The sequence below is a fragment of the Staphylococcus sp. GDX7P312P genome, assembly GCF_008385775.1.
Lineage (GTDB): Bacteria > Bacillota > Bacilli > Staphylococcales > Staphylococcaceae > Staphylococcus > Staphylococcus haemolyticus.
The window spans coordinates 247,109-272,686 of sequence record NZ_VUKI01000005.1 but is presented as its reverse complement, the minus strand read 5'-3'; the positions used below and the strand labels follow the sequence as shown (position 1 = coordinate 272,686).

At 34.4% G+C, this 25,578-nt stretch carries 22 protein-coding genes; 11 read left to right on the top strand and 11 right to left on the bottom strand.

What is annotated here, in order from left to right; all coding sequences use genetic code 11:
- Positions 1–300: 300 nt before the first annotated feature.
- Positions 301–492, top strand: a complete 192-nt coding sequence (locus tag F1592_RS03065; protein ID WP_011274908.1) for a hypothetical protein — start codon at positions 301–303, stop codon at positions 490–492.
- A 151-nt stretch (positions 493–643) separates the two neighbouring features.
- Here F1592_RS03065 and F1592_RS03060 read toward each other — a convergent pair whose 3' ends face one another.
- The gene (locus F1592_RS03060; protein ID WP_053016455.1) at positions 644–910 is read right to left on the bottom strand and encodes a DUF1413 domain-containing protein; all 267 of its coding nucleotides are present in this window, start codon (positions 908–910) and stop codon (positions 644–646) included.
- 189 nt (positions 911–1,099) lie between these two features.
- Here F1592_RS03060 and F1592_RS03055 point away from each other — a divergent pair, with 189 nt between their 5' ends.
- Together F1592_RS03055 and F1592_RS03050 are read left to right on the top strand one after the other, a co-directional pair.
- Positions 1,100–1,795 carry an SDR family oxidoreductase gene (locus F1592_RS03055; protein WP_053016457.1) on the top strand — a complete coding sequence of 232 codons (696 nt, stop codon included), beginning with the start codon at positions 1,100–1,102 and terminating at the stop codon, positions 1,793–1,795.
- Positions 1,796–1,912: 117 nt separating this feature from the next.
- Entirely contained in the window at positions 1,913–3,145 is a 1,233-nt protein-coding gene (locus tag F1592_RS03050; RefSeq protein WP_053016459.1) for an acetylornithine deacetylase, read from the top strand.
- A gap of 56 nt (positions 3,146–3,201) precedes the next feature.
- Here the strand turns inward: F1592_RS03050 and F1592_RS03045 are convergent, their stop codons facing one another.
- The 3 genes from F1592_RS03045 to F1592_RS03035 form a co-directional block, all read right to left on the bottom strand.
- Positions 3,202–5,367, bottom strand: coding sequence for an RNA degradosome polyphosphate kinase (locus F1592_RS03045; protein WP_149809395.1), 2,166 nt, complete (start codon positions 5,365–5,367; stop codon positions 3,202–3,204).
- Between the two features lie 96 nt (positions 5,368–5,463).
- Positions 5,464–7,005, bottom strand: coding sequence for an exopolyphosphatase (gene ppx, locus F1592_RS03040; RefSeq protein ID WP_149809396.1), 1,542 nt, complete (start codon positions 7,003–7,005; stop codon positions 5,464–5,466).
- A gap of 212 nt (positions 7,006–7,217) precedes the next feature.
- Complete coding sequence (locus F1592_RS03035; protein WP_149809397.1) at positions 7,218–8,762, bottom strand: AbgT family transporter; 1,545 nt, start codon at positions 8,760–8,762, stop codon at positions 7,218–7,220.
- A 268-nt stretch (positions 8,763–9,030) separates the two neighbouring features.
- On the opposite strand from F1592_RS03035, the gene F1592_RS03030 reads away from it, so the two are divergent.
- Entirely contained in the window at positions 9,031–9,849 is an 819-nt protein-coding gene (locus tag F1592_RS03030) for an SDR family oxidoreductase (protein ID WP_053016468.1), read from the top strand.
- Positions 9,850–10,040: 191 nt separating this feature from the next.
- On the opposite strand, the gene F1592_RS03025 is transcribed toward F1592_RS03030, so the two are convergent.
- On the bottom strand, positions 10,041–11,117 hold the full coding sequence (locus tag F1592_RS03025) for a M42 family metallopeptidase (RefSeq protein WP_053016470.1): 1,077 nt from the start codon (positions 11,115–11,117) through the stop codon (positions 10,041–10,043).
- Between the two features lie 167 nt (positions 11,118–11,284).
- Between F1592_RS03025 and F1592_RS03020 the strand changes: the two genes are divergently transcribed.
- Positions 11,285–11,746 (top strand): YehR family lipoprotein, encoded by a 462-nt coding sequence (locus F1592_RS03020; RefSeq protein WP_053016472.1) that lies wholly within the window; start codon positions 11,285–11,287, stop codon positions 11,744–11,746.
- Between the two features lie 77 nt (positions 11,747–11,823).
- On the opposite strand, the gene F1592_RS03015 is transcribed toward F1592_RS03020, so the two are convergent.
- Positions 11,824–13,110, bottom strand: a complete 1,287-nt coding sequence (locus F1592_RS03015; protein ID WP_037550226.1) for a homocysteine synthase — start codon at positions 13,108–13,110, stop codon at positions 11,824–11,826.
- A gap of 274 nt (positions 13,111–13,384) precedes the next feature.
- The gene (locus F1592_RS03010; protein WP_107609759.1) at positions 13,385–14,962 is read right to left on the bottom strand and encodes an FMN-binding glutamate synthase family protein; all 1,578 of its coding nucleotides are present in this window, start codon (positions 14,960–14,962) and stop codon (positions 13,385–13,387) included.
- A gap of 188 nt (positions 14,963–15,150) precedes the next feature.
- On the opposite strand from F1592_RS03010, the gene lnsB reads away from it, so the two are divergent.
- From lnsB to F1592_RS02990, 4 genes are all read left to right on the top strand, one after another.
- The gene (gene lnsB / locus F1592_RS03005) at positions 15,151–15,933 is read left to right on the top strand and encodes a CPBP family lipoprotein N-acylation protein LnsB (protein ID WP_053016477.1); all 783 of its coding nucleotides are present in this window, start codon (positions 15,151–15,153) and stop codon (positions 15,931–15,933) included.
- A 55-nt stretch (positions 15,934–15,988) separates the two neighbouring features.
- Positions 15,989–16,789, top strand: coding sequence for a CPBP family intramembrane glutamic endopeptidase (locus tag F1592_RS03000; protein WP_149809398.1), 801 nt, complete (start codon positions 15,989–15,991; stop codon positions 16,787–16,789).
- Between the two features lie 176 nt (positions 16,790–16,965).
- Positions 16,966–17,628 (top strand): ABC transporter ATP-binding protein, encoded by a 663-nt coding sequence (locus tag F1592_RS02995; protein ID WP_053016479.1) that lies wholly within the window; start codon positions 16,966–16,968, stop codon positions 17,626–17,628.
- Positions 17,621–18,415 carry an ABC transporter permease gene (locus F1592_RS02990; protein WP_037550211.1) on the top strand — a complete coding sequence of 265 codons (795 nt, stop codon included), beginning with the start codon at positions 17,621–17,623 and terminating at the stop codon, positions 18,413–18,415. The genes F1592_RS02995 and F1592_RS02990 overlap by 8 nt, the downstream gene beginning before the upstream one ends.
- A gap of 54 nt (positions 18,416–18,469) precedes the next feature.
- On the opposite strand, the gene F1592_RS02985 is transcribed toward F1592_RS02990, so the two are convergent.
- Both F1592_RS02985 and F1592_RS02980 read right to left on the bottom strand, forming a co-directional pair.
- Positions 18,470–19,936, bottom strand: a complete 1,467-nt coding sequence (locus F1592_RS02985; RefSeq protein ID WP_053016481.1) for a sensor histidine kinase — start codon at positions 19,934–19,936, stop codon at positions 18,470–18,472.
- Positions 19,926–20,606, bottom strand: a complete 681-nt coding sequence (locus F1592_RS02980; RefSeq protein WP_053016483.1) for a response regulator transcription factor — start codon at positions 20,604–20,606, stop codon at positions 19,926–19,928. The genes F1592_RS02985 and F1592_RS02980 overlap by 11 nt, the downstream gene beginning before the upstream one ends.
- A gap of 151 nt (positions 20,607–20,757) precedes the next feature.
- On the opposite strand from F1592_RS02980, the gene F1592_RS02975 reads away from it, so the two are divergent.
- A complete protein-coding gene (locus tag F1592_RS02975; RefSeq protein ID WP_107609758.1) occupies positions 20,758–20,988 on the top strand; it encodes a hypothetical protein in 231 nt (76 codons plus the stop codon).
- A 118-nt stretch (positions 20,989–21,106) separates the two neighbouring features.
- Positions 21,107–22,282 (top strand): MFS transporter, encoded by a 1,176-nt coding sequence (locus F1592_RS02970; protein WP_053016487.1) that lies wholly within the window; start codon positions 21,107–21,109, stop codon positions 22,280–22,282.
- Between the two features lie 56 nt (positions 22,283–22,338).
- Here F1592_RS02970 and F1592_RS02965 read toward each other — a convergent pair whose 3' ends face one another.
- Both F1592_RS02965 and F1592_RS02960 read right to left on the bottom strand, forming a co-directional pair.
- Entirely contained in the window at positions 22,339–23,688 is a 1,350-nt protein-coding gene (locus F1592_RS02965) for a carboxylesterase family protein (protein WP_149809399.1), read from the bottom strand.
- A 127-nt stretch (positions 23,689–23,815) separates the two neighbouring features.
- Positions 23,816–25,480: an APC family permease gene (locus tag F1592_RS02960; protein WP_053016493.1), complete on the bottom strand. Its 1,665-nt coding sequence runs from the start codon at positions 25,478–25,480 to the stop codon at positions 23,816–23,818.
- Positions 25,481–25,578 lie beyond the last annotated feature (98 nt).

Genomic DNA, 25,578 nt, shown 5'->3' with positions numbered 1-25,578 from the left:
TAAGACTCCTAGCGGAAAAGAAAGTGTCTCAAGACTACAGGCTTGAGCCTTTCCCGCAGGAAAGCGAAATAACTTAAGCAAGTGAATATCTATCTAAGAACTACTTTATAGCCCCCTAGGCAAGTATATCGACTTAAGTGAAATAGAAATCCTTTTATATTCTACATACATAAATTCCTTCAATAGCTTTCATTTTCAAAAAAGTGAACTATTTGTGAAAAGTATCACAAAAGACTTTAAAAATTTTTAAAAGGGTGTATGATAAGAATTGTAAGGAATAAGTAATGGGAAGTGATACTGATGAGAAAAGTAATTGAAGAAGTTGTTTTTTCTGATGAAGGCAGTTACGACATTTATTTGAAAACTGGTGTTAATCAAGGAATGATCGGTGATATTAAAGATGGCTACTTGACTATCGATTCAATTCCATATATTGATGCAGAACGACTATATTACTATGGACTCGAACGTAAAACACTCGTTACAAATTAATACAAATTGAATGGCCTCCTATTAACATTCAAGAACCTTATATGCCTTCGTTGGTGAGCAGTCGAAGGCATACCATAAATATACCCCTAATCATTCTGGAATAATGTGTTGAAAGCCCGTATCTTATCATAGAGATACGGGCTTCAGTGTATTATAAATCTTTGAAATTCTTCTTAACTTCATTATATTGATATTCTTGATTATATAACTTAAACTTGTAGCCTTCTTGACTAGAGAATGGCATTCTTACACGTGGAATTTGGTCCAATTGTGCGATAAATTCTCTCTCTTGGCGTGTACGTTGCTTCACACTCATATTCATCCATTCTTCTTCACTATATAAATCGATGAAATGAAACGAGAAACTTGTTCTACTCTTTTCAGCACGTAACGCTTGAATACGTTCTTCAAATGTCATTGTGTATCCTCCTATCTTTCTATATGCCCAATGATTTAATTACATATATTAACTTTAATACGTTTTCTTAAAGATTACAATTCATCTTAGTATTTTCATAATAATATTTCCTAGGAATTGTCTTAAAGGTTTAATGCATTTTAAATAAGGTAATGTATTTTAAGAATCTAAAGTAAAGGATGAAGTGAAATGACAGAATTAAACGGACGCGTAGCAATTATTACCGGTGCAAGTAGTGGTATCGGAGCAGCAACAGCAAAAGCACTTGAGAAGCAAGGTGTTAAAGTCGTATTAGCAGGACGTAGTCATGATAAATTGAATACGGTAGCGAAAGATATGAATGAAGACAATATACATATTGTACCTACAGATGTGACAAACCAAGTAGAAGTAGATGCATTAGTAGCAAAAGCCATCGATACATTTGGACACGTGGATATCTTCGTAAATTGTGCAGGTGTCATGCGTTCATCAAAAATCACAGACTATCAAGTTGAGTCATGGGATTCAATGGTTGATACGAATATTAAAGGACTTCTATACAGTCTCAATGCGATATTACCTAAGTTTGAAGCACAAGGGTCAGGACATGTAGTCAATTTAGCATCTATATCTGCGAATGAAGTATCTAAAGAAAGTGCATTATATAGTGCTACAAAATCTGCTGTATTGATGATTTTTAATGGCTTAGAAAAAGAATTAGCAAAAACAGGGATTAAAACAACAAGCATATTACCAGGAATGGTAGATACACCAATGACAGAACGAAGTGACTTTGGTGGTCGTAAGAAACTAGATCCTGAAAATATTGCGGATGCGATTGTTTACGCATTAACACAACCTGCACATGTTAATGTAAACGAAGTGACTGTGCGACCAGTATAATAATAGTCATAGGTGTTTCTTGTCATTTGGCAAGAAACACCTTTTTTGTAATCTTTATCGTGATACACTGGTAATGAAGGACGTAGTGGGGGATTATGATTTAAAGGAGTGACAAAGATGGAGAAACGTCTTTATAACTTGTTGGAATTGCTAGTTAATTACAATACGGAGAGTCCACCTGGACGTAATACAGACCCTTTGCAAGATGAGATTGAAGAATTATTAAAAGCACTTGGATTTAGTATTCAACGGGAACAACTTTATAAGAATGATAGTGTCATTGTCGCGACTTTGAAAGGGAGTGACCCTTCCGCACCTAAACTTATATTAAATGGCCATGTAGATGTGGCATCAGTAGATGATGATTCAAACTGGACGTATCCGCCATTTGAATTAACCCAAGTGGATGACTGGCTTTATGGTCGTGGAGTAAGTGATATGAAAGGTGGTATGGCGTCATTATTTTATGTTCTTGAAAAGTTAAATCAAGAAGGACGCCAACCTAAAGGCGATATCATTGTACAGTCTGTCGTAGGAGAAGAAGTAGGTGAAGCAGGTACGAAACTTGCTTGTGAAATTGGACCTAAAGCTGATCTAGCACTTGTGTTAGATACAAGTGAGAATATGGCGCTTGGTCAAGGTGGTGTGATTACCGGCTGGATTACCGTGAAAAGTAAGAATACCATTCATGATGGTGCGCGTAGTCAAACCATCCATGCTGGTGGTGGGCTATTTGGTGCGAGTGCCATTGAAAAAATGACAAAAATTATTCACGCACTAAACGAATTAGAACAGCACTGGGCTGTAATGAAACATAGTCCTGGTATGCCTCCAGGTGCAAATACCATTAATCCGGCAGTGATAGAAGGTGGACGCCATCCAGCATTCATTGCAGATGAATGTCGTTTATGGATAACGGTTCATTATTTGCCAAACGAGCGATATGAAGATGTAGTTGCAGAAATAGAAGATTACTTGAATCGTGTGTCTGAGGCTGATATTTGGCTTCGGGAGAATCCATTGAAGTTTGAATGGGGCGGTGAATCAATGATTGAAGACAAAGGTGAAATCTTCCCTAGCTTCACCATACCTATTGAACATCCTGGATTTAAACAATTACAGTCAGCGCATCAAACTGTTCATGGAACGGAATTAAAGCATGGTATGAGTACGACTGTAACTGATGGTGGTTGGACAGCACACTTTGGTATACCAACTATTTTATATGGACCTGGTAGTTTAGAAGAAGCACATAGCGTCGATGAGAAGATAGAAGCATCAGAACTACAAACCTATAGCAACGTCTTATATCAATTCCTAAATCATTGGTACGATCACCCTGAGAAATAAAATAGTTTACAAAAATAAAGGCAATGGTCATGAGCGACCATTGCCTATTTTATATGTTATTTCTTTAGAGAACGACGGATACGATTCATCCAATTCGCACGACGTTTAGATACAACTGGCATACCTGATGGTTGAGCTGAACGTTTTTTAAGTTCTTGTCCATATTTAATTGCTTCTTGCATTAAATAGACTTGTGAATTTAACGGTGATAAGTTATTTTCCACATAGTGATAATGACCATGTTCATCTTGGTAGCGTCCTTTTTGATTATCAGATAATTGTAAGTCCATGAAGTCGACTAGGCGTTTTCCAATTTCTTTATCTTCAACTGGGAATAAGATTTCTACACGTTTAATCATGTTACGTGTCATTACATCAGCTGATGATAAATAGATGCGTTCATCTCCATTGTTATGGAAGTAATAAATACGAGAGTGCTCTAGTAAACGACCTACGATACTTACCACTTCAATATTCTCACTTATACCAGGAATACCTGGTTTTAAGCAACAGATACCACGAATAATGAGTTGAATCTTAACACCGGCTTGTGATGCTTCGAATAACTTTTCAATGATGGCTTTATCCGTAAGTGAGTTCATCTTCATCATAATCTTACCGTTGCCATGTTGAAGGTGACTGCTAATCTCTTTATCTATGCGATCGATAAAGACATCACGAATATCAAATGGTGCTACGATTAATTTATTATATTCTGGTTTTACTGAGTACCCACTTAAATAATTGAAGAAGTTAATGGCATCTTCTGCAATTTGTTCATTTGTAGTGATAATACCCATATCTGTATAGAGTTTCGCAGTCTTGTCGTTATAGTTACCTGTTCCTAAGTGAACGAATGATGTTAATTCGCCACCAATACGTTTAACGACTAAAGCGATTTTACTGTGTGTCTTAAGATGTGTCATACCATATATAACGTGACAACCTGCATCTTCTAACATGCGTGCCCAGTGTACGTTGTTTTCTTCATCGAAACGTGCTTTCAATTCTACAAGTACGGTTATTTGTTTACCTTTTTCAGCAGCTTCTTTTAAACTCTTAATAATAGGTGAGTCTTTACTAACACGATACAATGTCTGTTTAATCGCTATTGTATTTGGATCGTCCGCAGCTTCGCGAATAAAGTCAACAATCGGTTCGAAAGATTCGTATGGGTGATGGAAGAAGATATCACGTTTTAATGCAAGTTCATATAAATTATTATTGCCTAAAGAACGTGGAATCTGTGGTGAATATTTTTCATAAGTTAAATAATTTAATTTATGAGATAGGTGATCGACTAAGCCGAAAATAAATGTTAAGTCTAATGGTCCATTTAAGAAATAAACATCTTGCTTATCAACTTCCAATGTCTCGATAAGCCAGTCTAAATCATCTGGATTTGCAGTACGACCATCAACTTCTAGACGTACAGCTGAACCACTCTTACGTTCTTTAAGGAAACGTTCGATTTCGATAAGTAAGTCTTCAGCGCCATCCTCATGTATCGTTAAATCGGCATTTCTTGTGATTCTGAATGTGAAGGTATTTAATACTTCATAACCAGTAAATAAATAATTGATAAAGTATGTGATGACGTCTTCAACCATGACGACATATTGTTTAGCACCTTCATTATAAGTTAAGAATCTTGGAATGAGTGACGGGATTTGCACAATTGCTGAATTAATCGCATCTTCAGTATCAATGTCTACGAAGATGTTTAAACTTTTATTATTAAGTTTAGGGAAAGGATGATACGCATCAATGCCAAGTGGTGTTAAAGTTGGCAGAATCGTTAGTTTAAAATCTCTTTCTAATTTGTTTAATAAAGGTTCAGATAATTCATGTGGTTCGCACATCACTATTTCATAATCTTGAAGTTCAGTCATTAATTCGTTATAACGTTCATATTGTGTATCAACATATTTTTTAGCTTTTTCTTGTATGGCATCAACTTGTTCCTGTGGTGTCATTTGTGCTTTGTTTTCTGGTTTGTCGTAGCCCATCTTAACTTGGTCTTTTAAACCTGCAACGCGAACCATGAAGAATTCATCTAAGTTAGAACTAAAAATAGATATAAAGTTTAATTTTTCTAGTAGCGGATTGTTTTTGTCATATGCTTCTTGAAGTACGCGATAGTTGAAATCAAGCCAACTTAATTCGCGGTTGTTGTAGTATTGCGGTAAGCTAATATCATTTTCTCCCAATTGAGTTTGCATTCCAAATACACCTCGTCATTTCCTCAAATATGCGTTATTCTTTTCAATTAGTAAGTAAAAGGCATAATATCCTAACTTTAAGATAGCATACTTGTTTTAAGATTTTGTAAAGATAATGGAAACATTTCCTTTAAGTATCTTTTCAATATGTTTTTTCTGTCTGTTTGCTTGATATTCTTCTGCAATAGGCTCGCCTTCAGTATAGTAAACAGCCAATTGATAGTCCTCGTCGCCTTTTTTCTTTTTCTTCAATTCAACATCGACTACGAAGCTTGTTTGTGAAATGTTTAATGCGTTGATAAATTTAATGATGCCGCCGAGTGCTTGAATCGTATCTACTTCTTTATTGCTAAACCAATCTGTTTCTTTGCAATAGAATTTCAATAGTGATTTATTTTTGAAACTAGCGAGTAACGCTAATTTAACACGGTCTTTATGTGTATAACCGTTAATCATAGAGTTAGCAATGATGTAGTACGTGTGTGGAGAACTTGAATCTGAATCGATAAAGCTACCTAGGTAGTAAATATAAGCGCCTTCTTCAAATAGACGTTGATCGTTGTTACTAATGTCTAAATCAGCGATATCAATTAATTGTGATAATAAGGATTTAGCTAATTTAAGACGTGCTTGTGAACTAACATCTTCAATCTTATATTCACGTGCTAAGAAATGAATGGATTCTTTACGTACATTATTTTTATCGAAGACATCAGGATAGCGTTCACGTACTTGCTTCATGACATATCCCTCACGTAAACCGTTTCTAGAGAATGTGAACTGTTTAGCGTCTACAATTTTATACAACGTTTTAAACACTGATACAGCTGGTAAGATGATGTCTACACGATCACGACTTAGGCCGTCAAGGTTAGTTAAATCATCGCGATCACTTTTACGAATGATATCAAAGACTTCATCAATATCTTTATTCGTCATTGTATAATTGTGTACACCGCCAATAGGGTATGAATGTTCGGCTTGATGGATTCGAGCTACATTTCGTGCGGAACCACCGACACCTACAAGTGCAACCTCTTGATCTTTCAACCACTCTAAAGATTCAAATTGTTGAGATAGGAATTTCTCCATATCTTTAATGGCACCTTTGTCATTATGATCTTTGTCGTTGAAGAACTTTCTTTTAAGTGTTACGACACCGAAAGGGAAACTATGTGATTCAAATAGTTCTTTATCTTTAAATAACGTTACTTCAGTTGAACCGCCACCGATGTCGACGGATACTCCGTTTTCAATTTCAGTAGTGTGAGTAATTGCGTAGTAACCATAGTAAGCTTCGTCTTCTTCGGGTACGATTTTAATATCAATACCAACTTCATTTTTAACTTCATTGACAATTTCATCATTGTTTTTAGATTGACGGATTGCGGCAGTAGCAATCGGATGTAATTCAGTTACATTGAATTTATCAGACACAGATTTAAAGCTGTGTAATGCATCAATGAGTACTTTTATGCCTTCTTTACTCATTTTATTATCTTTAGTGAGATATTGGCTTAGTCGTGCAGGCGTCTTAATATTGAGCAATTCATTAATTCCTGATTCTTTATTAAAGTTAAAAATAACTAATCTGATAGTATTTGATCCAATATCTACTAAACCTATTCGTTCTTCCATCGTGTCCTCCTAAATGACTAGAATAATGTTGATTAAAATACACTTCTATACCTTTATTTTACCGTAATATAACACTTTGAAAAAGGGAGACTGCTATAAATATTTAGTAATAAGTAAAAATTTTGTAAGGGATTACATAAAAATAAACCTCCTCGAAGATAGAGGAGGTTTGTGCACATTTAAAAGGCTAAAATATTATAACCCTTGTTAAATTATTTCGGAATTTTAACAGGTCCACCTGGTCCTAATGGAATACCTAGTAAGTACCAAGCGATAACGAATAATGTCCATACGACACCTAACGCAAAGGTGTATGGCATTAAACTAGAAAGTAGGGAACCTAGTTTCATATTTTTATCATACTTTTGCGCGTAAGATAGAACGAGTGGCATATAAGGCATCATCGGAGTGATCGGGTTTGTAATTGAATCACCAACACGATAAATCATTTGTGTAAATGCAGGATGATAACCTAGTAAAATCATCATCGGTACGAAGATTGGAGCAAGAATACCCCACTTAGCCGATGCACTACCAATAATTAAGTTAATCAAACTACTAAGAATAATGATGCCTATAATAAGCACGATACCATTTTGATGTTGAAGTAATTTGGCGCCATAGACTGACACAATAATACCAAGATTACTCCATTGTAAGAATGCTAATAATTGAGCTGCAAAGAATACGATTAATATGAAAGACCCCATAGAACCAAGAGAGTCACTAATCATACCACCTAAATCTTTTGAGTTCTTGATTTGTTTACTCAAAATGCCATAGACCATCCCAGGAATTAAGAAAATAACAAGAATCACTAAACCAACACCATTAATTAAAGGTGAGTCGTCAATGAGACTGCCTGTTTTAGCATTTCTTAACCAACTTCCTTCTGGAATACAACATATGATTAGGGCAACAATCAGTAAAAGAAATGACATGTTCGCCCAGAATAATGCTTTCTTTTCAGTTGGCGTAATATGAGATGATGTTTCCTCGTCTTCATCATAATTAGCTTGACTCGCATCATATTCACCTAAACGTGGTATAACAACCTTTGTTGTAGTGAAATAGATAACAGGAAGTACTAAGATGACACTTGCGGCAATAAAGTACCAGTTCATAGCCACATTAATCTTGACGCTATCTGAAACAATCTTCGTCGCTGGTTCAGTAAATGCATAGACTAATGCATCTTGCATACCAATTAAAAAGTTAGCACCAAAACCACCTAATGAAGAAGCATAGGCCATTGCAAGACCGGCGATTGGGTGATAGCCAATTTTAATAAAGATCATTGCAGCAAGTGGGGGTAAGATGACTGTTGCTGCATCCCCAGCTAAACTTCCTAATATCCCAATTAAAATGATAGTCGGTACAATGATTCGCTTTGAAGCTCGGTTAACAACTGAAATCATTAACTTATCAAAATATCCTGATTTCTCAGCAGCACCGACACCAATCATCACTGCTAATACAAGTCCTAGTGCAGGAAATTCAGAAAAGTTCTTAACGGCATCATTCATAATCATAGCGATACCTTCAGTACTAAGAATACTCTTTATATGTATGGCTTCTCCATTTCCTGGATGTTTCACTGATACGTCAAAAAGAGACACAATCCAAGTGATAACGGCTAAGCCAACACACATTAAGAAGAAAAGCATTGCAGGGTCTGGTAATTTATTACCAGCTTTTTCAACACCATTTAGAAATTTATTAACTAAAGATGTTCTTTCTTTTGTATTAGTGGTCATAAAATGGCCCCCTTTGTTAGTTAACTCAAAGTATAACAAACTGATTTTTAAAATATAGCAATTTTCAGAAATTTAAGTATAAGAATTGGTTATTAATGTGATAAGTACAATAATAATTACTTATTAAATAAGATTGGAATTAAATTGTGTGATGAAGCGCTATCATTATGAGAATAAGGTTTGAGGGTGTTTGAAGTGTGGAAGATAAACATTGTATAGATGAGTTAAATTTCATTAAAGAAATTTGAAAATAGGAGTGAAAGCCGTTATGAAACGTTTAGAAAATAAAATTGCAGTCATCACTGGTGCAAGTACAGGTATCGGCCAAGCATCAGCAAAAGTCTTGGCTAATGAAGGTGCACATGTACTCGCACTTGATATTTCGGATGAATTAGAAAAAACGGTTGAAGAAATAAATCATAATGGAGGTAAAGCTACTGCGTATAAAGTAGACATCTCAGATGATAAACAAGTCCAAGACTTTGCGGATAAAGCTAGAGATGAGTATGGGCGTGTAGATGTTATCTTTAATAATGCGGGTGTAGATAATGGCGCAGGCCGAATCCACGAGTATCCTGTTGAAGTATTCGATAAAATCATGGCAGTGGATATGAGAGGTACATTCTTAGTAACCAAATTCTTATTACCGTTAATGATGGAACAAGGCGGTTCTATTATTAATACGGCATCATTCTCAGGACAAGCTGCCGACTTATATCGTTCTGGATATAACGCTGCCAAAGGTGCAGTCATTAACTTTACGAAATCTATCGCTATTGAATATGGTCGTGAGAATATTCGTGCGAATGCTATTGCACCAGGAACAATTGAAACACCATTAGTAGACAATTTAGCGGGTACTTCAGAAGATGAAGCGGGTAAAACGTTCCGCGATAATCAAAAATGGGTCACTCCATTAGGTCGATTAGGTAAACCTGAAGAAGTAGGTAAACTTGTTGCATTTCTAGCATCTGACGATAGTTCATTTATTACTGGTGAAACGGTTCGAATTGATGGTGGTGTTATGGCTTACACTTGGCCAGGAGAAATGTTAAGTGATGATAGTTGGGAGAATTCAGTAGAATAGCAATAAATTCTAATAGTTAAATTAAAATGAAGGTTAATATTATAACCCCAGTCTATGGCAGTAGACTGGGGTTAGTGACGTCAAATGACGTTAATCTTTATTATATTAAGCACACCACAAACTAGTGTGAAAATGCGATATTTTGATGATATGACTTAAATTATCAAATTCATAATATTTTAACTAGTAACTTACCATTTTATTCTCTCATAAGCATCATCGTTTAGTGAACGAACGATTTCAGTTACAAGGCGCACTGAATTTTCATAATCATCTGTGTGGAGTACTGACACATTTGAATGCATATAACGTAAGGCAACGCCAATAGAAATTGTAGGTATACCTTCATTTGCAACATGGATACTTCCTGCATCTGTACCACCGCCAGCTGTTGTATCCCATTGCACAGTAATGTAATGTCTTCTTGCAACTTCTTTAATATGTTGACGTAAGCCTTGATGTGCAACATTAGATGCATCCATTAAGATTACTACAGGCCCATTTCCTAAAGTCGTCTCACTTCCAAGGTTGTTCATTCCTGGTGTATCGTATGCGACTGCAACATCCACTGCAATAGCGAGGTCAGGTTTGATTTTATTAGCAGCAACTTTAGCACCACGCAAGCCAACTTCTTCTTGCACAGTTGCCCCTGCATATAAATCTACACCGATTTGTTCATCTTTAAGTCTTTTTAATACATCGATTGCAAGTGCACAACCGTAGCGATTATCGAATGCTTTAGCAGTTAAATATTTGCCATTCGCTAATTCTTCAAATTCACTATAAGGTGTAATCATATTGCCAACTTCGATACCGTGATTTTCAGCATCTTCTTTACTTCGAACACCGATATCAATGTACATATCTTTAATTTGGACAGGCTTCTTACGTTCTTCTGGGTCAAGTACGTGTGGTGGTTTTGAACCGATAAGACCACGGATTTCAGTACCATCATCTGTTGTAATGGTTACTTTTTGAGATAACATGACTTGATTCCACCAACCACCAATAGGTTGGAATTTAATAAATCCATTATTATCGATTTTAGTCACGATAAAGCCAATTTCATCTAGGTGGCCAGCTACCATAAGTGATTTTGTTCCATTGTCACTTGCTTTTTTACCAAATATGCCACCCAAACCATCTTCTATAATTTCATCACTTACAGGCTCTAAATATTCTTTCATCTTTGCCTTTACATTGCGTTCATATCCAGCAATGCCATTCACATCAGTCAATGATTTTAATAATTCAATTGATTCTTTCATATGCACACACTTCCTAACGTCATTATTTACTAACATTGTAGCATGTAGATTTTTGTTTTTCTGAAAAAATTGTTTCTAATCAAAATTATCTGGTAATGATATACATAATAAGATAAAGTAAATGCTATAATTTAATTGAAAAATGACACAGTGGGAAGTAGATGAGTATGATGAAAAAGTTCTTTGTATTGACGATATTAATGGTGTTAAGTGTAAGTATATTAGGCGCGTGTAGTAAGGAACGCTCTAAGACATATGAAGGTGACATGGAAGGGAAGCATGTATTAACGACATTGTCTTATAAAAAGAATAAAGTAGTAAAACAATCAACGGTAACAACATTGAAGTATAATGATTTCGGTATGTCTAAGAAAGAAGCTAAGAAGACGTTCCATGATCATCATCAATTGAAAGACCTTAAAGGTGTATCTTATAGCTTAGAAAATAATCATGAAAAATGGGTTGAAACAATCGATATAAACTATAAAAAAGCAGATATTAAAGAAGTCGAGAAGTACTTCTCTTTAATGTCAACATCTAAAAATGATAAGAAGGTCAATATGGAAGGGACCGTTAGAGAATTAAAAAAATTAGGCTTTAAACAAAAAAGTAATATGACAGATGAATAATGAACCATAAAAGCTGTAACGGAGCCGGGGACATAAATTAATGTCTCATGATCCATTACAGCTTATTTTTATATCATTTAAATAATGCTAAGTGCATCATTTAAGTCGTTAATAATATCTTCAGCATTTTCAGTACCTATAGATAGACGAACCATTTCTGGAAGTACACCTGATTGACGTTGTTCCGCTTCAGTCAATTGTTGATGCGTCGTACTTGCAGGATGGATGACGAGTGATTTGGAGTCTCCTACATTTGCGAGTAATGAGAATAGTTGCAATTTATCGACGAAGCGAGCGATGTCATCAACTGATCCGTCTACGCCAAATGTCAGAATTGCACCTTGACCTTTTGGTAGATATTTTTTAGCTAAGTTATGATATTTGTTGTTTTCAAGACCAGGATAATTTACCCAAGTGACTTTAGGGTGTTGAGCTAAAAATTGAGCAACTTTTAAGGCATTTTCAGAGTGACGTTCCATACGTAGATGTAATGTTTCTAAACCAATTAAAAATTCATGAACATTATAAGGCGACACAGCTGAACCTAAATCACGTAATAATTGAACACGTGCTTTAGTGATGTATGCAGCTTCACCGACATCATTCGTATATGAAATGCCATGATAACTTGGATCAGGTTCGACTAATCCAGGGAACTTACCGTTATCCCAATTAAACTTACCGCTATCTACTATAATGCCACCTATTGATGTACCATGGCCCCCTATAAATTTAGTAGCTGAATGGATAACAATATCAGCACCATGTTCAAATGGACGACATAAATAAGGAGAAGCAAATGTATTATCAATGACAAGTGGTAAACCATTATCGTGAGCAATTTGTGCTACCGCTTCAATATCTAATACATCTATAGCTGGATTACCGATTGTTTCAGCATAAATCGCTCTTGTTTTATCATTAATCGCTGCTTTAAAGTTGTTAGGGTCACTAGGATCAACAAAGTGAACTTTAATACCTAGTTTTGCAAAGGTGATGTTTAATAAGTTATAAGAACCGCCATATAGGTTAGACGATGCTACAATCTCTGAACCAGTTTCCACAATATTAAGTAATGCCAATGTGATAGCAGCTTGACCTGAAGAGGTAGCTAATGCACCAACACCACCTTCTAATTGTGTGATACGTGCTTCAAAGACATTCTGAGTTGGGTTCATGATTCGTGTGTAAATATTACCTGGTTTAGCCAAAGAGAATAGGTCTTGTGCATGTTGCGTATCATCAAAGACATAACTTGATGTTTGGTAAATAGGCACAGCACGTGATTTTGAGAATTCATCGATAACTTGTCCGGCATGAATCGTTTGTGTTTCAAATTTCCAATTTGGATGATTGTCTGTCATAAATATTACCTCCAATTAATAGAATATTCTGATAATTTATTTTTAATTATTATACAGCACATTGAAATGAAATCAAACTGAATTAGTAAGAATTAAAAAGGTAGGGGATAGAATTTCCGAGAGTCTATTTAATTGGTACTCGCTTAATTCAAGAAATTACAAAAAAGAGAAGGTACTTGATATGAGTACCTTCTCTTACTAGTCAGCTATTACGAGTTTGCGATATAGCTTCAAAGTATTATTTTTATCCAACCTTACTCTCTTTGTCATCGAGTTAACTTATTAATTTCAATTTATAATCAATGATATTTTCTATTGAACCATCAACACGTTTAATTACAATATGGTCATTTGTAATTTCATTCGGACTTTTGACACCAACTGCGGCCGCAATGTTAAATAGTCCTTCATGTAAACTTGTAATATAGTTCGTTACTCGATATTGCTTTTCATCGACAATTAATGCTTTTTCCTTCTTAGGATCTGTCGTCGCAACACCTACGGGACACGTGTTCAAGTGACATTGTTGACTCATAATACAACCTACACTAATCATCATGCCACGAGCAATATTAACTAAATCGGCACCTAATCCTAAAGCGATCGCTACTTTATCTGGCGTAATTAATTTACCTGAGGCAAAGATTTTCATTTTATCTCTAATTTGATGTTGCTCTAACATACCAGTTACGATAGGTAGTGCTGTAAATAATGGTAGACCGACACCATCTTGCAACTCTTGGAATGTCGCACCTGTACCACCTTCACCGCCATCAATTGTGATGAAATCAGGATATATATTCATATCAATCATTGCTTGAACTAATGCTTCAATTTCTTCAACTTTACTCACTACTATTTTAAAGCCGACTGGTTTTTGACCTAGTTGACGTATTTTATCTACAAATTGTAATAAGTCTTCAGGTGAGTCTATAAAATCAAAGCGGTTAGGTGAATTCACGGTTTTATAAGGTTCAATGTTTCTGATTTTGGCAATTTCTTCTGTAACTTTATTGCCCTCCATATGACCACCGCGTGTTTTGGCACCTTGTGCGAGCTTAATTTCAAATGCTTTGACCTCTTTATGATTTGCCGTCTTCAGAAATTGATCGTCGCTAAAGTTACCATCTTTATCACGAACACCGAAGAGACCAGGTCCGATTTGGAAGATAATATCGCCTCCACCTTTAAGGTGATATTCTGACAATCCACCTTCACCTGTATTCATCCATGTGCCTGCACGGGCTAACCCTTGTGATAATGCAGTGATTGCACGACCACCAAGTGCACCGTAGCTCATTCCTGATTGACCAACGAGTCGTTTGATTTTAAAAGGATGTTCTAAATTGTTTCCGAGAATAATAGCATTATCGTCTGTTAAGTAGTACGGATCAATAGCTGTTTGATCTCGATGTTCATCACGTTGAAACAAGCGTTCATTGTCCACTTTATAGACGAATGTTGAAATCATAGTTTGATTATCAATTTGTAATTCATTACGTTGTAAAGGAAACATTGTATTTCGTATGTAAAAACCATCCTTATACTCTCGCTGTGTTCCAAAACTAGACATTCGAGAGTTGTATTTACCTGCTAGCACAATATTTGTGTACTGATTTCTTGAAAATGGTTTCCCCTCTGTATCATTAGCAAATAAGTATTGACGTAATTCTGGTCCAATCTTTTCTGCAAAGTAACGTACACGTCCTAGAACAGGATAATTACGTAAGACACTGTGTTGATTCTGCCCTTTATCTTTAAATAGCAACACAAGTATTAAGCCGATTATTGAAAGAATCACAATAAATATCATGATGTTAACAATAAACTGCATAACTGTAAGTATAGAAATCAATTTTATTTCTCCCCCTTTGAACTTTCTACAATTTAAATCATACACCAATGTAAATCTTTTACAATTTAAATTAGGAAGAAATTTTCAATTTCTTAATATTAATAATCTGATAGAATAACAAATGATATATGACATACATGTATTTCGATGATAAAGTATGATGTACAAGATGTAAGAGGTGACCTATGGGAAAAGAGGGAAAGTCATTGAAACAAGAGGGTTTAAGAAATCAATGGGTAAGTCCTGAAGTAGTAAAAAAAGATTTCTTATTAATACCCATTTACATCGTTTTTCAAATTTTAATGCCAATTATTATTGTTTTCGGTGTTCTAGGTGTTCATGCGATGATAACGCAAGACCCACCACCACTCTATTTATATAATTTGATGTTGAGCGTCAGTTTCGTTATAGCGCAATTTATTGTTATCGTGTCATTTTTTGCATTACATAAACTCTATATTGCTGATGTGGCATTTAGACAATTTCGCATTGCTAAACGTAATTACCTACCATTAATAGTTAGTGTGAGTATCAGTGCATTATTGCTATATTATGCTTTTAATTTTGTAGCGCAGAAACTACCTAAACCTTTAAGTTATGATGTAACTCAAGCGCAACTTCGTCTTGAAGGTCTATTCAATCATTCAATTGCAATTGTGTTTACTTTTATTACAATGGTTGTATTACAACCTTTAATTCAAGAATTAATTTATCGACATTTAATCATTCATGAACTCGGAAAAAAGCTGAATTTGATGGTAGTTATTGTATTGAGTATAGTGATAGAAGTAAGTGTACAGGTATATGACTTGATATCCATCATGGAAGTGATACCGTATTTAATATTATCAATTGGCTCTATCATTATTTACATAAGAAGTGGAAAGAATTTAGCAGCATCATATCTTTATCATAGCTCTGTACATTTGGTGATATTTATTACTACAATGGTAGAGAAGTTCTTTTAATTTTTGATAATAGTTGAAATTTACATATTCAAAAAGAATAGATAGGGAGAGACTTATGACAAATGAATATGAACATTCGCAAGAAACATCTAAGCATTCACAACTAAACAATGAATTTGCATTAAAACGAATTGTTAAACGTGATTTCTGGCTTATACCAGGCTACTTAATTATTAATATTGTTTTGCCATTGATATTAACAATAGTTGTAATGATTACGATTGTAGCTATTACGGGTCAAACCTCACAAGATCCTTTCATAAAACAATTAATGGGGATTAATCAAATTTTTGTCTTATTAGGACAGTGTCTGTTATTACTATTATTTTATTTAATGCATCGCAAATCGCTTATTCCATTAGCAATTCAACGCTTTAAAGATTTGAAAAAACATATCATACTGATTATTGTTGTTCTCATTGCGATGTATTTGGCACAATTTTTATACGGAAACTTAATAGAATTGCTACCTGAAAAATATCAGTTTAATAATACTGAAAATAATAAACAAATTGAGGAACTCTTTAAGACGAGATGGATTTGGCCAATATTATTTTTAGATATAGTAATCGTTACGCCAATCGTTGAGGAATTACTCTTTAGACATCTCATTATTCATGAACTCGGTAAGAAATTAACATATGGTGCAATGTACGTTGTATCAGTATTAATCTTTGCTGGATTACACGTACTAAGCGCATCATCTCCATTTGAAGTTGGACCATATTTAATTATGGCTATTGGATTTGTAGTTGCGTATCACTATAGTGGTCGTAACTTAGCAATCACCATTACGTTGCATATGATAAATAACTTAATTTCATATTTCTCTATTATTATTTCGATTATTTGGTAATCGATTTACTCGGATTGAAGTGAGATACAGTGAATCAAGAAATGTTAACATGAATTCGCTTATCTTACTTCTTTTTTTGTTATTATAGATATAAATGATGCTAGAACAGATTAAATAAATAAGTATTTTAATTTATTTTCCAATAAAAGTAATAGTTAAGAGGAGGTTAGTAACAGATGTTATTAAACATCAAAAATTTATCATATAAAGCGGATAGACGTATGATACTCAAAAATATCAACTTTCAATTAAATGAAGGTGAGGCAGTAGCAATCATAGGTCCATCCGGTAGTGGGAAGAGTACATTTTTAAAGCAGATTAATAATCTAATTAGCCCGACAGATGGGGAACTTTATTTCAAAGATAAGCCATTCAATGACTATCCTCCTGAAGAATTGCGTATGAAGATAAGTTATCTCATGCAACAGAGTCAACTTTTTGGTGAGACGATTGAGGATAACATGTCATTTCCAGCGTTAGCTCGTGATGCGCACTTTGATAAGGAAAAGGCACTCGATTTATTGAAGAAAGTGAACTTAGGTCAGTATGATTTAAACTCTAAGATTGAACATCTATCCGGAGGTGAACGCCAAAGGATTACGATTGCACGTCAACTTATGTATCGTCCGGATATATTATTGCTAGATGAATCTACAAGTGCACTCGACACGCAAAATAAGCACATCATTGAACAAATGATTTTTGACATGGTTAAAGAAGGTGTCGCAGTCTTATGGATTACGCACAGTGATGACCAGAGTATGAGACATTTTCATAGAAGAATAACAATTAGTGATGGTGAGATAACGAAAGAGGAGGCGTTAAATCAGAATGAGTAATACAGCCCTTTGTTTAACTGCATTATTATTATTAATTCCAATCTTTATTTCGTATAAAGAAGGGTTACATATTATTAAAGATTTAGTAGTAGCTTCCGTACGTGCAGTTGTACAGTTAATCATCTTAGGTTTTATATTGCACTATATTTTCAAAATAGATCAAGCATGGATATTAATGTTAGCAGTGCTAATCATTATTATAAACGCATCGTGGAACACAATTAACCGTGCTTCTCCTGTTATGCATCATGTCTTTTGGATTTCATTTATCGCTATATTTATTGGAACTGCCTTACCGCTAACTGCTACTGTATTAGCTGGAGCGATTGATTTCAAAGCAAATGAAGTTATTCCGATAGGTGGTATGTTAGCGAATAATGGCCTTATCGCGATTAATTTGGCTTACCAGAATTTAGATCGAGCATTTGTTAAAGATATTACTGATATTGAATCTAAGCTTACATTAGCGGCCACACCCAAATTGGCTTCTAAAGCATCAATTAGAGAGAGTATACGACTAGCTATCGTACCTACGATAGACTCGGTTAAAACATATGGTCTAGTTTCTATTCCTGGTATGATGACAGGCTTGATTATTGGTGGCGTACCACCACTACAAGCGATTAAATTCCAATTACTTGTCGTATTTATCCATACCACAGCTACGATAATGTCAGCGTTAATTGCGACATATTTAAGCTATAACCAATTCTTTAACGTGCGTCATCAATTAGTGGCGCGTAATAGTGCACTCAATGCACCCGATGAAGAAGCGAAAGATAATTAAATTAAAAAGTCAGCTTTCACTTGATTCTCCAAATGAAAGCTGACTTTTTATTTACTATGCTGTATCCACCAATATGATATGGAAATGTACACCTTGCTTAGATGGTAATAGTGTAATTGAACCATGATGATAATTAACAGCGTCTTTTATGATAGATAAACCGATACCATGTTGAGCTTTATTCGCTTTCGACGTATACGACTGTTTAAATAATGCATCAATATTAGCGTGAGGCAAACCTTGACCGTCATCCTTATAATCAATCATCAAGTTATTTTCAATTTTAGAAAAAGTTATTTTTATGCTAGGGTTGATCTCATTATGATCAATACTATTATTGATTAAATTTATCAGAAGTCTCTCGAAATACAATTTATTCCCATAAAACGTTGATTCATCTTCAAAATGAAAGTCGCATGTTAGGGATTGGTAACCAATAATCTGAGCAATACGATTAACTGTTGATTGAATAGGAAAGTTCTCTTTATCATGCTTCATCTGATTGGTTTCCATATCAAACGTTTGATTCAAACTATCAATCAAATCACTCATAAACGTTGCTTTCTCCGAAATAAGTTGAACATAAGATTGTGACGCTTCATCAGCTTGTATTAGTTTAGAGTAACCATAAATCGTTGTAAGTGGTGATTTTAAATCATGAGAGATTTGACTAATCCACTTCGATTTATAATATGACATTTGATTATGATAAAATTTATCAGACAACATTTGTTCATTCAATTTCGACAAAGATGTGTCCAGTTCCGGATATGTTCGACGATTCTTAAATCGCTTACGTTTCGACGTAGGCTGATGTAGTTTGCCCAAAGACAAATTGCCAATCCAATCAATGTAAAAGGACAACGGTCTTGTCAGACGTTTTGAAATTAGAATGGCAGTTAAAGCAATTAAGATGATGTTAGCAACGATGAACGAAATGAAAAGTACAATATACGTATTCTTGCTATCATTAAAGGCTTCGCCAAAGTTATCATTCCACAGTATAGTTCTTTGACCTGGATTCTTCACAAATTGAAGTTCATTGTTTGAAATCAAATAGTTGTAATGATTGAAATCTAAAGATGATAAACTATCAAGTAGTTGTGATGTTTTGATTTCATCGCTATTTGTTATTTTAGGTTGCTTCATTTTATTTCTATAAATATAAACAAGATACGTGCCTTTTTTTGATACAACAGAATTCGCATTATTTATGTTTTTTAATAGCGTTGGTTTTATATTTGAATTACGTTTCGATTTTGGGTAGAGAATGTCACCATTTTTACGGACGAAATATAAATCAACGTTACTCTTCTTGGCTAACGATTTAAGATTGTCATTTGGTTCTTTGGTAACTCCGTATGTTTCTAAATAGGTTGGTTCAATTTCGTTAATATCCCAATAAATATTAGGTAAAACTTTGAAAAACAATATAATTATTAATACACACGTGATAGTGAAATTTAGAAGTACAAATATAGTCATATATTTAAGAAACTTTAATGTGAATTTATTGATCATTGCCATCTTCCTTGAACATGTACCCTTTGCTGCGTACAGTTTTAATCATCTTAGGTGAATTAGGAACCGCTTCAATCTTCTTGCGCAAAGTTCTAATATGTACCATCAAAGTGTTATCATCGACACCTGTATCGTATCCCCATACTTTAGCGTAAAGCTGATCTTTCGTAAGTACTTGGTTCTTATTTTTAACAAGATACGTTAATAAATTATATTCACGATTCGTAAGGTTGATTGGTTTATCATTAATACACACTTCCATACTATTGAAGTTAATAGTTAAATCATTATAACGATACATCGACTGATCTTTATCATTTAAATGTAAAGACACTCTATAATATAACTCCATAGGATCAAAGGGTTTCTTAATATAATCAACTGCACCTTGTTCGAAGCCTTTATAAACATCTAAATGTGTTGTTTTAGCAGTAACTACGATAACGGCTGTATCATTTAAATCAATATATTTCAATAACTGATAACCATCTTCAGACTTTAAATTTAAATCTAATAATATAACTTGAAAATTGAAGTTCAATAATTCAAATTTTGCATCTTCAATATTATCAACGGATTTAATGTGTTGTATTCCTTTTGTACTTAAAGATAATTTCATTAACTCATTAATATCTTTATCATCTTCAATAATAAGTACTTCGCCGTTCATTTAAACCACCTCAATACCTATCTTATAAAACTTTTTAACATTTAACTATTCCGATAATTATTATTTAAGAAAAAATTAAGATTAAACTAAGTAGTATTTAATTTGAAAATTTTACTATATAACTAAATCATTGAACGAAGGAGCAAATTATATGAAAGTTATATCCCATCTGCTTGGAATTATGATTACACTACTTGCACTATTTAATATATTTAGATTTTTAATAAGCCTAGTTGAAAGTTATTTTAATATGAATTTTGGTTTTGATTTTGTATTACATAATAATTATGTGACTTACGGCGCAATTGCATTACTTGTTCTTTCAGCATTTCTACAAGAACTTATTGAACATCAATACAACAATAATGAAAGTCTCTTTTAAAACATTGGGGAAGAAAAATATATGTGAATATTATATAATGGAACAGTTACGAAACTTGAAGAACAGTGCGTAGCTGTTTTTTTATGTAAAAGTGATTAAAATGAAAGGAGTATGAATGATGTCTGTTATGCGGATAGCCACATTTATCATCAGCGTATTTATTGTAGGTATGGTTGAAATGATGGTCGCTGGTATCATGAATTTAATGAGTGATGACTTAGGTGTTTCAGAAGCGATTATAGGACAACTTGTCACGCTTTATGCATTAACCTTTGCAATATGTGGACCTATACTTGTTAAATTAACAAATCGATACCCTGCACGTCCCGTATTATTATGGACTTTAATCGCCTTTGTAGTAGGGAATGGCATTATCGCCGTAGCGCCTAACTTTACGATTCTAGTCATCGGACGTATATTATCATCAGCCGCTGCATCATTAATTATCGTCAAAGTCTTAGCACTAGCAGCAATGCTAACGATACCTAAGAACAGAGGTAAGATGATTGGTGTTGTCTATACTGGATTTAGTGGGGCAAATGTTTTTGGTGTGCCAATCGGTACGATGATTGGTGATTGGATTGGTTGGCGTTTCACATTCGTATTTATTATTGTTATTAGTCTTATTGCCGGCTTATTAATGTTGAAATATCTTCCAACTACTACGGAACTCAATCAAGCCAATAGAATGTATAATAACGTTTCCGATGATAATCAAGTTACATCTCATATTGTTCGACCAGTTGAGATCGTTAAGTTTTTAGCAATTACATTGCTTATTCTAATCGCTAATTCAGTGACGTTTGTATTTATCAATCCACTTATTTTAGAGAATGGTCACTCCATGGGCTATGTATCATTAGCGCTACTCGTTAATGGTGTTGCCGGTGTTGTTGGTACATCAATGGGTGGTGTACTAGCTGACAAATTGACTAGTAAGCGATGGTTAATTATTGCTTTCACAGTATTTATTGTAGTTATGTTAGCCATTAATTTAATTTTATCTACAACAATACTATTATTAGTTGGACTCTTTATTTGGAATATCGTGCAATGGAGTACGAACCCTGCGATTCAAAGTGGTATTATCGAACATGTTGAAGGTGACACAAGTCAAGTTATGAGTTGGAATATGTCTTGTCTTAATGCAGGTATTGGTTTAGGTGGTATTATCGGTGGCCTTGTTGTTTCAAATATGAATGTTGAAGCGGTCACGTTTGTAAGTGCCTTTATAGGTTTATTAGGACTGATTATTGTACTTACATTAAAGAACGTACATTATGCTAAAAATTAATATCATATAACCATTTTAAACCCGTGATGGATGAATGCATCTATCACGGGTTTTCTTTATTTATATACATGTGGTTCTAAGTGATTTATCGAGTAAGGTTCGTATGGCATGGTGCCTGTTCTAGCGTAATAAACTAAGTCACTTATCATACGTTTGCTTAATTCGAACTCATTGTTTGAAAGTTTAATAGAGTGACCCTGTATTATATCCATCTTACCGAACCAGAAGACTAAATCTAAAATATGATAAGCACTTGCAAAATGAACATGTTCAGGTCGAGCCCAATCAAAGCGTAACAACCAACGATAAGAATTATTACTCATTTGTTGAAGTAACATGAATGTTGGCTGTTTAAAATATAACTCCGTCACGACATGTGCTTGTTGTTTTCCAGTTTGAACACGACTGAAATCGACGTGGATATGATTTAATTTCATGACATCAACGAAACGTTGAGGGCTCAGTTTTCGTGATTCATTTCGGATATAACAATCGCCTTCATCTTTCGTATAGCTTAATACAAGGGGTTTGTTGAATTCAGATAGAGGCCTACACATCTTGCTATCTTTAATCGGTTGATATATTAATTCTAAGCCTTTAGATTTGCCACGTGCTTCCGCGTCATATGCCATTAATTGTAGAATGGCTTGATCATCTAAACCGTTTATACTTTTTCCGGAAAAGTGTTGTTGCATTAAATCATCAAAATGTTGTGCTTTCATCATACCAGTTTTTGCTGAATCTAACTGCAATATGCCACTTAATAACATGACTTGATGATAATAGTGGTCAAGTTGTGGTTGCTGCATCAATGCTTGAATACTCATACTGCCTGCTGATTGACCCCATAATGTAACATTGTCAGGATCTCCACCAAAATACTTAATAAAATGTGCAACCCACTTTAATACCGCAATTTGATCAGACAGACCGTTATTTTTATCGTTGTGCGCGTTAAAGTAAGACCAATCTAAAAATCCCAATGCACCTAATCGATAGTTGAACGTAATCACAATGACATCATGTTGCTCAACAATATGTTCTGGAGTATATAATTCTGCTGAACCATGACCATTTATAAAGCCACCACCATAAAAGTAAATGATTACAGGTTTCTTTGCTTTGCCAGTCGATTGACGCCAAATGTTTAAATGTAGGCAATCTTCATTAGGTTGAAATTTCTGTTTCCTAGTTGAAAAGAACGTTTCTAATTTATTGAATGGTTGTGGAGGGATTGCTCTGAATTGTGTAGCATCAACAAATGTATTATAACTATAGATAGGACTAGCATGTTTAAAACGACGATGTCCAATAGGGGGATATGCATAAGGAATGCCTAGAAACAAATCTAAATTCTTATGTGTGAAACCTTCAAAAGCCCCATACTTCGTATTAATTATTACCATCAGATCATCACCCAACATTTATCAATTACTTTAACTATAGCATTATTTTATGAGTTGAAAGATATTGAATGCTGTTCTATTCTAAAAAAACCTAAGTATGAACTTAGTCACACTTAGGTTTACTGTATTAATCATTATGTTGTTGGATTGCTTCTTTTCTTTCAGCTTCCTGTTGTTCTGCTTCTATAGTATCTTCTTTCATTTGTTTATTAATCTTCTTAGCACGTTTGTAATACACACTCTTGAAGTGGCTTGTAATACCAATTCTATAAAAGACAAGTGCTAAAACAATTATAACTAGGAAATCGTAAGGGTAGTGTATTAGGTTAATACCTTTAAACTCTTTACTACCGATAAATGACATACAAGCTAATAAGATTAAGTAGACAATAATCCACATACTTCCGCCGATTTGTTTTTTAGTGTTTTTCCAATTCATTTTATATTCATAGAAGAAATAAATTGGTAATCCTAAAATAATAATCAATATAACTTCAGCTGTGGTTGGCCACATCGCCCAATAAATTGCTAATGAAGCAAGTACAAATGATAATGGTGCCATTACTTTTAACATAGTGCCTCGGAATGGTCTGTGTAATTTAGGTCCCATTTCACGTAACGACATTACCGTAGTTGGTCCTGTTAAGTAAGCGACTAATGTTGCTGTTGAAATAACAGCGGCTAATACACCCCAATCACGGAATAACGTCACCATGATCATACTGATGATCGCATTAAATACGATGGCTACACGTGGAATATTATAAGTTGTATTAATTTTACCTAAGAACTTAGGAATATGACCATTACGTTCCATTGCATTTAATACACGACCAGTAATCGCAACAAATGATACGCCTGTACCAAATGGTGAAACAACCGCTTCGATGTATAGCAAAATAGCTAACCAGTTGATACCTAATAAGATTGCCATGTCTGCGAATGGTGAATTGAAGTTGATACCACTCCATCCATGCTCATGAATCATTGATTGTGGCATAGATGTAATAAATGTACTTTGTAGTATGATGTACAGAATTGCGCTCAACGTTAATGAAATTGCAATGCCACGTGCAATATTCTTTTCAGGATTTTTAATTTCAGATCCCATATTAATGATTGTTTGGAATGCATTAAATGAGAAGATGATTCCTGATGTTGTTGTTGCTGCAAAGATTGGTGCACTACCGTACGGCATAAATTCGCCAATAGATGAACCGTAGTTACTAGTGTCGAAACCTGAAAGCATTAACATGATGATTGTTAGTAACGGTACACCTAATTTAAAGAACGAAATTAAACTAGTGAAAGACGTTAATAATTTAACTGACCAATAGTTTAATAAAGAAAAAATAATGATAATGACATAGACAGCGAATAATCCTGTCGTACTGATTGAACCATTATGCATTAATGCAGAAGTTGGTTTTGCCCAATCCCATGGCCATGAACTGATGTATTGTACAGCAGATACTGCTTCAATTGGAATGATAGTAACTAATGATACCCAGTTTGCCCATGCGGCAATAAATCCTAACAATGAACCGTGTGAGTATTGAGCATAGTTACTCATACCTCCAGATTGCGGAAACATTGTTCCTATTTCAATATAGTTATAAGAAATCGTTCCTATAACTATAAACCCGATAATCCAAGATAAAATGGCTGCAGGACCAGCTGCAGAAGAAGCTTCCCATGCACCAAATAACCAACCTGAACCAATTAAACTTCCTAGTCCTAATAATACAAGTTGGACCAGATTGATTTTACCTTCGTTATGATTTTGTCCCATAAATACTCCTTTATGTTGTTTTAATATTCATCAAAAATGATACGTTATAATTATACGCTTATCATTTCATTAGTCAATTTATGATTTTGTAAATTTAC